This is a genomic window from Negativicoccus succinicivorans, from assembly GCF_018373335.1.
Lineage (GTDB): Bacteria > Bacillota > Negativicutes > Veillonellales > Negativicoccaceae > Negativicoccus > Negativicoccus succinicivorans_A.
In genome coordinates, this window is record NZ_JAHAHH010000090.1 from 1 (window position 1) to 4,420 (window position 4,420).

Below are 4,420 nucleotides of genomic sequence, written 5' to 3' on the forward strand. Positions count from 1 at the left end.
TAAGGTGAGAGTCGTTTCGGGCGCGGTGCGAGCTTGTTGAACGGTTTCCGTAAGGGTATTGGGAAGCGCCATTTCACCGACCAACGGCGAAAGAGAGGCGATCACCAGCGCAGGACGGTCTTGTACGGCCACGCCGTCGGCGGTAACGTACACCGCGGTGACTTTTCCGGCGACCGGCGCGATAACGTTGGCGGCGGCAATCTGCTGTTCAATCGTCGAAGTGTCCGGCGTCGCGACGGCGGGCGGAGTATCCACGGACGGTTGCTTTGCCTGTTCGCGCGCGACAATTTTGGCGTACTCCGCTTGCGTAATAATGCCCTGTTGTAAAAGTTGTTGCGCCTCCGTGATCACGGGTGTGTTGACCGGCGGCGCGGCCGGCGCGGAGGCTTCGCTGGCAGCGTTGCGCGCTCGCGCCAGCTGCGCCTCGTACGGACTGACATCGATCGTGAATAAGTGATCATTTACACTGACATTCGTGCCGACCGTCGGCACCGGACCGAGAATCGGCCCGGACGCGGCCGGTGAAACGGTCGCGCTGTACAACGGCGCCAAGGTCACATCGCGCGTGATCATGAGCGGTTCGGTGACGGGTTTGACGATGATCACATCGACGCTTTTGCTGCGCGCCATGTACCACCAACCGCCCAGACCGAGTATAAGTAAAATAAGGAGGATACCCAGTCCCCACCAAAGTTTTTTACGTGGTTGCATAATTCACCTCTGTTCTATCGTATTATAGCATTTACGCTCCTAAGGCAATAAAAAATACCCGCCGCGGCGGGTATTTTTATAGGTCCTGAAAGAGTTTTCGAAACGCGGTATTGCGCCATAAGAGCGGAATCAGTACGCAGCCTAACACGCTGACTGCGACGAATTCGCCGGCGGCAATGTAGAGCATGGTCAAACCGACGCTTTCGCCTTCGAGCGCACCGAGGTACGCAAGCTCCGCGCCGATGAGCACGCCGTTGGAGACAACGGGCAAGAGCGAAGCGGTCCAAATGTTGGGCATGTAGCGCATACCGTAGACGGCGATCGCGGTGGCGAACGTGCCGACCACAATGTCGATCATGCCGAACGGGCTCGCAAGGTTGGCAAGCAGGCAGCCGAGAATTAAGCCAGGCACGACTTTCGGTTGGTAAAACGCGAGCAGCGTCAGCACCTCCGATAAGCGCACCTGTACCGGTCCGTAACTGAACGGCGCCAGCGCGACCGTAAGGAGCGCGTACACCGCGGCCAACACCGCATTGATGACGAGCATACGAGTATTCATGTTCCATTCCTCCTTGTTTTTGTTTTTACGAAGTGGGACCAAGAAAACACTTCGCACCGATATAGTGTAGCATAGAGCGGAGCGGAGAACAAGAAATGAATAATTTTACTGATAAATCTTAGTTTTTGATGTATACTGTTTATGAATATATTTGACAAATCGATGCGGCTACATACCGGCAGGAGGTTACGGCATGGCAAAGTTGGCGGTTATCGGCAGTTGTTCTGTAGACTTGGTCGTGGAAGCGACCCGGCGTCCGCAAGCGGGAGAGACGCTGTTTGCAGAACATTTTTTTATGAGTTGCGGCGGCAAAGGAGCCAATCAGGCGGTCGCGGCGGCGCGACTCGGAGCAGACGTGGCAATGATCGGCGCCATTGGCGAAGATGCCTACGGGAAAATGCTCTGTGAAAATTTTGTAAAAAACGGCGTAGACGCCCGCTTTTTAATGACGCTTCCCGACGTTTCAACGGGTACGGCGCATATTACGCTGGCCGAGGGCGATAACAGCATATTGGTCGTGCCGGCGGCGAACTTTCGGTTGACCGCGGCGCATATTGAACAGGCGCTGGATCAACTGGGAGAATTGGATATGGTGCTGTTGCAAAACGAAGTGCCGCAGGATGTGACCGAAGACGCGATTCGTCTTTGCGCCGAGCGGAACATTCCGGTGCTTTGGAATCCGGCGCCGGCGCGTGAATTGGCGCCGGACGTTATGGCGATGTGCCGCTATATTACGCCGAACGACCATGAACTGGCGCTCTTGTTTGATGTGGCGGATCCGCTGGAATTATCGGCGGAATGGCAGAAAAAACTGATTGTAACGCGCGGTAAAGACGGCGTCGATTACTATGACGGCAAGGGCGTTCACCGCGTCGCCGGTGAATCGGTCACCGTCGTCGATACGACAGGAGCGGGAGATACGTTTAACGGCGCGTTTGCGGTCGCGATCAGTGAAGGACAGGATCTGGAAACGGCGCTCCAATTTGCCAACCACGCGGCCGCCCTTTCGATTACGGCGCACGGAGCGCAGGGCGCGATGCCGTGGCGCGACGAGATGGAGGCATGACATGCAGAAACACGGAATTTTGAACAGTAAGATCGCGAAAGTGCTCGCCGATCTCGGTCATACTGATCGGATCATGATTGCCGACTGCGGGTTACCGATTCCGCGCGATGTGGAACGCATTGATCTGGCGCTGGAGTTCGGCGTGCCGTCCTTTTTGGACGTGTTGCGCGTCGTCATGGATAACATGAAAGTGGAACAGTACCTGATCGCGAGCGAAATGGATTCGCAAAATCGGTCGCTGTTTCAGGAGATGCAACAATTAATGGGAGATATCCCCGGCGCGTATGTAACGCATGAGCGTTTGAAAGAATATTCGCACGACGTCAAAGCCATTATCCGTACGGGTGAGGCGACGCCGTACGCCAATGTGATTTTACAAAGCGGCTGCATTTTTTAGCTGCAAGGAGTGACGGTATGCAAATTGAGATGCGTGACATCTCCAAAGCATTCGGACAGAACCGAGTGCTTTTAGGAGTCAATCTGACGGTTTGTCCCGGTGAAATTCATGCCTTGATGGGTGAAAACGGGGCCGGCAAGTCGACTCTGATGAATATTTTGACGGGTCTGCATAAGGCCGATAACGGCACGATTATGGTGGACGGCGCGGAACGTGTATTCACGTCGCCGCGCGAAGCGGAAGACGCAGGAATTGCGTTTGTTCATCAGGAATTGAATATTTGGCCGAATTTGACGATCCTGGAAAATCTTTTTCTGATGCGCCCGCTTAAAAATTCGTGGGGCATGCTGGATTGGGATCGCATGCGCGAGTTGGCGGCGGCCAAATGCGCGGAACTGAATATTTCCCTGCCGCTTGAAAAAGAGGCGCAGGATTGTTCCGTCGGGCAGCAGCAGCTGACGGAAATCGTGCGCATGCTGATGCTTGACGCGCAAATCGTGATCATGGATGAACCGACCGCCGCCTTGAGTGAGCGGGAAACCGAAGTGCTGTTTCGGGTGTTGGATCAGATGCGGGCCAAAGGCGTCGGCATCATTTACATCTCGCACCGCATGGAGGAAGTATTCGAACTTTGCGACACGGTGACCGTGATGCGCGACGGTATGGCGATTTCCACGCAGCCTGTCGCGGAGACGACGATGGATCGAGTCGTGGCCGATATGGTCGGCCGTTCGTTGACGGAATACTATCCGGATCGCACGGTAACGCCGGGGGAAGTCATTTTTGAAATTAATAATTTGAACAGCGCGGGCGTGTTCCACGACGTTTCGTTTACGATTCGCGAAGGTGAGATCTTGGGGATTGCGGGCCTGATGGGGGCCGGCCGTACCGAGATTATGCGCGCGCTTTTCGGCGTCGATAAAAAAGACAGCTGTGAAATTAAAATTCACGGTCAGGCGATGACGATCGATAACCCGTCGGACGCCATCAAGGCGGGGATCGGTTTCATTACCGAAAACCGCAAGACGGAAGGTCTGATTTTAGATTTTTCTATCGGTGATAATATTTCGTTGCCGAGCATCGAAAAATTTGCTTCGCATAAATACGTACGCCGCGGCGCGGAAAATAAATTTACGGAAATGCTCGCTAAACGCCTCGGCGTCAAAGCGCAGTCGCTGACGGAGCCGGTCGGAACGCTTTCGGGCGGCAACCAGCAAAAAGTCGTCATTGCGAAATGGATCGGCATGAAACCGGCCATTCTGATCATGGACGAACCGACGCGCGGTATCGACGTCGGCGCCAAGCGGGATATTTACGATTTAATGAATGAGTTGACGGCGGCCGGCGTTGCCATCATCATGGTTTCTTCGGAGTTGCCGGAAGTCATCGGTATGAGTGATCGCATTATGGTGATTCGCGAGGGTTCGATCGCGGGCGTGCTGGATCGCAGTGAAGCCACGCAGGAAAAAATTATTACATTAGCTACAGGGGGACAGTAATTCATGTCGACAAATGTTAAAAATTTATTGCGTAATCTCGGACCGCTTCTGGGTCTGGTACTGCTGTTCATCATTTTGACGGCACTCAATCCGACATTTCTTAATCCGTCCAACCTGTCGAACCTGTTGCGGCAAGTCTCGGTCAACGCGCTGATTTCCTTCGGCATGACGTTTGTCATTCTGACCGG

At 54.3% G+C, this 4,420-nt stretch carries 4 protein-coding genes and 2 pseudogenes; 4 read left to right on the forward strand and 2 right to left on the reverse strand.

Annotated elements, in window-relative coordinates; all coding sequences use genetic code 11:
* Positions 1-711 (reverse strand): annotated as a pseudogene (locus KH813_RS06090) (hypothetical protein); the annotation flags it as partial.
* A gap of 76 nt (positions 712-787) precedes the next feature.
* Positions 788-1,270, reverse strand: a complete 483-nt coding sequence (locus tag KH813_RS06095) for a QueT transporter family protein (protein WP_303994465.1) — start codon at positions 1,268-1,270, stop codon at positions 788-790.
* Between the two features lie 193 nt (positions 1,271-1,463).
* Between KH813_RS06095 and rbsK the strand changes: the two genes are divergently transcribed.
* The 4 genes and pseudogenes from rbsK to rbsC all read left to right on the forward strand — a co-directional run.
* Complete coding sequence (gene rbsK / locus KH813_RS06100; RefSeq protein ID WP_303994466.1) at positions 1,464-2,336, forward strand: ribokinase; 873 nt, start codon at positions 1,464-1,466, stop codon at positions 2,334-2,336.
* Between the two features lies 1 nt (position 2,337).
* Entirely contained in the window at positions 2,338-2,733 is a 396-nt protein-coding gene (gene rbsD / locus KH813_RS06105; protein WP_303994467.1) for a D-ribose pyranase, read from the forward strand.
* Positions 2,734-2,750: 17 nt separating this feature from the next.
* Positions 2,751-4,232: a sugar ABC transporter ATP-binding protein gene (locus tag KH813_RS06110; protein ID WP_303994468.1), complete on the forward strand. Its 1,482-nt coding sequence runs from the start codon at positions 2,751-2,753 to the stop codon at positions 4,230-4,232.
* 3 nt (positions 4,233-4,235) lie between these two features.
* Positions 4,236-4,420 (forward strand): annotated as a pseudogene (gene rbsC / locus KH813_RS06115) (ribose ABC transporter permease); the annotation flags it as partial.

Bases quoted from the DNA above. Each gene is read 5' to 3' on its own strand.
- rbsK (WP_303994466.1), top strand. From the start codon at position 1,464: ATGGCAAAGTTGGCGGTTATCGGCAGTTGTTCTGTAGACTTGGTCGTG.
- KH813_RS06095 (WP_303994465.1), bottom strand. From the start codon at position 1,270: ATGAATACTCGTATGCTCGTCATCAATGCGGTGTTGGCCGCGGTGTAC.
- KH813_RS06110 (WP_303994468.1), top strand. From the start codon at position 2,751: ATGCAAATTGAGATGCGTGACATCTCCAAAGCATTCGGACAGAACCGA.
- rbsD (WP_303994467.1), top strand. From the start codon at position 2,338: ATGCAGAAACACGGAATTTTGAACAGTAAGATCGCGAAAGTGCTCGCC.